The 3,351-nt window shown below is 50.0% G+C and carries 6 protein-coding genes; 2 read left to right on the forward strand and 4 right to left on the reverse strand.

From position 1 onward, the window contains the following. The first annotated feature begins 84 nt into the window (after nucleotides 1–84). Both FD23_RS08335 and FD23_RS09510 read left to right on the forward strand, forming a co-directional pair. Entirely contained in the window at nucleotides 85–276 is a 192-nt protein-coding gene (locus FD23_RS08335) for a hypothetical protein (protein WP_044880592.1), read from the forward strand. 43 nt (nucleotides 277–319) lie between these two features. Further along, on the forward strand, nucleotides 320–994 hold the full coding sequence (locus FD23_RS09510) for an alpha/beta hydrolase (RefSeq protein WP_080988399.1): 675 nt from the start codon (nucleotides 320–322) through the stop codon (nucleotides 992–994). Nucleotides 995–1,028: 34 nt separating this feature from the next. Here the strand turns inward: FD23_RS09510 and FD23_RS08345 are convergent, their stop codons facing one another. The 4 genes from FD23_RS08345 to FD23_RS08360 form a co-directional block, all read right to left on the reverse strand. Then, on the reverse strand, nucleotides 1,029–1,523 hold the full coding sequence (locus tag FD23_RS08345; protein WP_230844818.1) for an HAD-IIB family hydrolase: 495 nt from the start codon (nucleotides 1,521–1,523) through the stop codon (nucleotides 1,029–1,031). 162 nt (nucleotides 1,524–1,685) lie between these two features. After that, the gene (gene nth / locus FD23_RS08350) at nucleotides 1,686–2,315 is read right to left on the reverse strand and encodes an endonuclease III (RefSeq protein WP_002878412.1); all 630 of its coding nucleotides are present in this window, start codon (nucleotides 2,313–2,315) and stop codon (nucleotides 1,686–1,688) included. 21 nt (nucleotides 2,316–2,336) lie between these two features. Then, the gene (locus FD23_RS08355) at nucleotides 2,337–2,984 is read right to left on the reverse strand and encodes a DnaD domain-containing protein (RefSeq protein ID WP_002878410.1); all 648 of its coding nucleotides are present in this window, start codon (nucleotides 2,982–2,984) and stop codon (nucleotides 2,337–2,339) included. 90 nt (nucleotides 2,985–3,074) lie between these two features. Continuing rightward, nucleotides 3,075–3,351: amino acid--tRNA ligase-related protein (locus tag FD23_RS08360; protein ID WP_337960451.1), on the reverse strand; the 277-nt coding region annotated here is incomplete at its 5' end.

Below are 3,351 nucleotides of genomic sequence, written 5' to 3' on the forward strand. Positions count from 1 at the left end.
TCCTGCGGTTAATGGAACTATCGCGGAAAGCTTCCTAAGTCTCTCAGTCATTTACACAAGTTTTTATACTGAACCGAAAAAATTATGGAAATTAAGAAATGGTCTTATCCGGATTTTCCGGAATACCAAACCGACTTGCCAGACGTAAAATGTATCGACAGTACCGGTGATGAAGTCAGAGTCCTCTACCACCCAAACGTTGAATACGCAGATTATGGCGGACAGAAACTGACCTTGCAGGTCTTGGAGCCATTCTACACGGAACCATCCGGATGACTTGACTTACCCGATCTTTGTTTACGTCCAAGGCTCAGCATGGATGAAGCAAAATGTTTACCGCGACCTGCCCCAGATGGCAAAAATCGCCGCTCTTGGCTATGTTGTTGCGGTTGTTGAATACCGGGGCAGCGACGTGGCTTCCTTCCCGAAGCCGATTCTTGATGCCCAAAACGCCGTACGCTTCATGAAGCTGCACGGGCCCGAATACCAGGGCGACCCAAAGCGGGTTATTTTAGCGGGCAATTCTTCTGGCGGTCACACTGCCGTTTACGCCAGCTTTTTCCCGGAAGGTGAAGACAATCTCTACCCAGATGTTAACGCCAAAGTAAGTGGCGTGGTCGACTTTTACGGCTCCGTCTCCGTCATGCTTGAAGACAGCACCCCAACAACTATCAACCACTTGCAGGCTGACAGTCCGGAAGGGATGGAAATGGGCCATGTTGACTTAAGAGAGAATTCTGACCTGCGCCGGAAACTGTCAGTTGAGTGCAATATCAGCAAGGATACCGACATTCCGCCGGTATTGATCATTCACGGCACGAAAGACCGGACGGTCAACACAATCGGCAGCACTGACCTTTATCTGAAATTAAAGGAGTGCGGCAAAGAAGCCTCCTACATCTTGATCAAGGGTGCTGACCACGGCGGCGGAGAATTCACCTCTCCAGCTGTTTTAAAGGAACTGGATGCTTTCATTAAATATGTTTTAGCCTAGTATATAAAAAAGGCCGCCTTCTCCGGCGGTCTTTTTACATTCCCAAAACTTCTTTTTCAATCGTGTCCAGGACGCCATTCTCCGCAGCCGGCAGTTTTATTACGAACTTGGCTGCTTCCTTGACCTCTTCGCGGGCATTTTTCATCGCGTAGAAATGGCCCGCGAATTTCAGCATTTCAATGTCGTTAAGGCCATCACCAAAAGCCATGATTTCCTCAGGCGAAAGATCATAGCGGCTTGCCAGCCATTTAAGCGAATTACCTTTTGACACTTCGAGCTGCAGAATGTCGATGCTGGCTACTCCCGAGTTAAAAATCTGCAGTTTTTCCGCGCAGACTGCCTTAAGCTTCTCCTCAGTTTCGTCCATGCGGCCAGTGCCTGGCACTATCACGATTTCTGTGAATTTGTCATCAGGCAAAGGCAGGAAGCTAGATACATTCTGATTATGCGAGAAATAAAAATTCATTCTTTCGCGAAAATCCGGATCAGCCTGTTCCAAGAAATAACAATAGTTGATCCCGCAGAGCATGGTCCGTTGTGCCAGGCCGTTTCTTTTGCGCGCAGCAGGTCAAAATCGCGTGCCCAGCGCTCACGTTCATAAAATCCCTTCCGCGGCATGAAGCTTTCATCCATATCGAAGGCAATCAATTTTATCATGGATATCTACTGCAAAATTTTTGCTTTTCTCAGCTTAATCTAAATAACTGTAGGGATCCGGGTTCTTGGCTCGGGCAGGCATCTTGTAGCGGCCAAAGAAGATCATGGCATGGTGGGTATGGATCCACTCATCCTTTGGCAGCAGCTCCTCCAGCCGCTTTTCCACCTGCAAAGGCGTTGCCTTCTCCGGCACGATCTTGAATTTCTTGGCGATCCGGGACACGTGGGTGTCGACCGCGATTGCCGGAACTCCCCAGCCTTCAGCCAGAACGACATTGGCCGTCTTGTTGCCAACCCCGGCTAATTTGACCAGGTCTTCCTTCTTGCCCGGCACCTGGCCGCCATATTCAGCGACCAGGGTCTGAGCCATTTCCTTGAGGTGCTTGGCTTTAGAATGATAGAGGCCCAGGTGGGAAATATCTGCCTCGATCTCCTCCTGGCTGGCCGCCGCCATGGCTTCCGGGGTCGGAAAATCCGCGAAGAGCTGGGGGGTCACTTTGTTGACCATCTTGTCTGTCGTTTGCGCGCTGAGCAGGACCGCGCACAAAAGCTGGAAGCGGTTGTCCCAGTTCAGCTCCCCTTTTGCTTCCGGAAACATGGCATCAATCTGCTTCAAAACATTTCTTGCTTCTTCATCACTCAAGAGCTTTTCGTCTTTTTCCATTAAAATCCTACCAAAAATTTATTAACGGTTTCTCTCCAGATACTGATGGACCTCGCTGGCGGTCTTCAAATTCATTCTTTGCCAGTTCAGCAGGATCCGGTCAACATACTTGAAGCTCATCGCCCGGGACAAGACTGCTTCCCGCAGGGCCAACTTGATAATCTCCGGGGCGTAGTGGTCCAAATTCAGCCAGTCTTGGATTTCCTCCCGCTCAATCGGGGTCAGGTAGCGGCCAAATTCAATCTCAAATTCCCGGGCCAGGTCACTCATTGGATCGTTATTCAAGCTGTCTTTAGCTTCTTCTAGCACTTCCCCGTTCATGTCCTTGACCTGGACATGTTGGTCTAAATACTGGTCCAGCTTGTCATAGAGCTCATCCAGACTGTAGCAGCTGCTGATCTTCCCGCTGGCGTCCTTGGCCTGCCTAAGAGACAGGCAGCCCTTGTCCAGCAGGCTCTGGATCAAGAGGGTGACGTCACTGACACTGAAGTTGGTATTGGCCGCGATTTTTTCATTGCTGGGGAAGTAATTTCCCCTTTGAAAGAAAGCTTCCAGCTGCAAGACCAGGGCCAGTTCCGCTTCAGTCAAGCCCAGGCGGGCATAGTAGGCAATCAGGCCATTGCTGATGCTGGTCACCCCCAGCTGCCGGTAAAAATTGTAACTTGCCATTTTCTCACGTTCTTTCACAAAAAATAAAAGAGTGAGCTAACTCACTCTTTTATTTTAGCTTTTATTCTTGTTAAAAAACAACTAATGCGCTTATGGCTGCATTCTGTTGATCATTCTTGGGAATGGGACAGCTTCACGAACGTGGTCCAGCTTGCAGATCCAGGCAATAACCCGTTCAAAGCCCATCCCGAAGCCGGAGTGTGGCACGCTGCCGTACTTTCTCAGGTCCAGGTACCAGGAGTAGTCGTCCAGGTTGAGGCCCGCTTCTTCGATTTGCGCCTTCAAAGTGTCGTAGTCAGCTTCACGTTCTGACCCGCCCATGATTTCCCCGTAGCCTTCTGGCGCTTCCACGTCGGCGCAGAGGTAA

The sequence above is a fragment of the Lactobacillus delbrueckii subsp. delbrueckii DSM 20074 = JCM 1012 genome (assembly GCF_001433875.1).
GTDB lineage: Bacteria > Bacillota > Bacilli > Lactobacillales > Lactobacillaceae > Lactobacillus > Lactobacillus delbrueckii.

Bases quoted from the DNA above. Each gene is read 5' to 3' on its own strand.
- FD23_RS08335 (WP_044880592.1), top strand. From the start codon at position 85: ATGGAAATTAAGAAATGGTCTTATCCGGATTTTCCGGAATACCAAACC.
- FD23_RS09510 (WP_080988399.1), top strand. From the start codon at position 320: ATGAAGCAAAATGTTTACCGCGACCTGCCCCAGATGGCAAAAATCGCC.
- FD23_RS08345 (WP_230844818.1), bottom strand. From the start codon at position 1,523: ATGCTCTGCGGGATCAACTATTGTTATTTCTTGGAACAGGCTGATCCG.
- nth (WP_002878412.1), bottom strand. From the start codon at position 2,315: ATGGAAAAAGACGAAAAGCTCTTGAGTGATGAAGAAGCAAGAAATGTT.
- FD23_RS08355 (WP_002878410.1), bottom strand. From the start codon at position 2,984: ATGGCAAGTTACAATTTTTACCGGCAGCTGGGGGTGACCAGCATCAGC.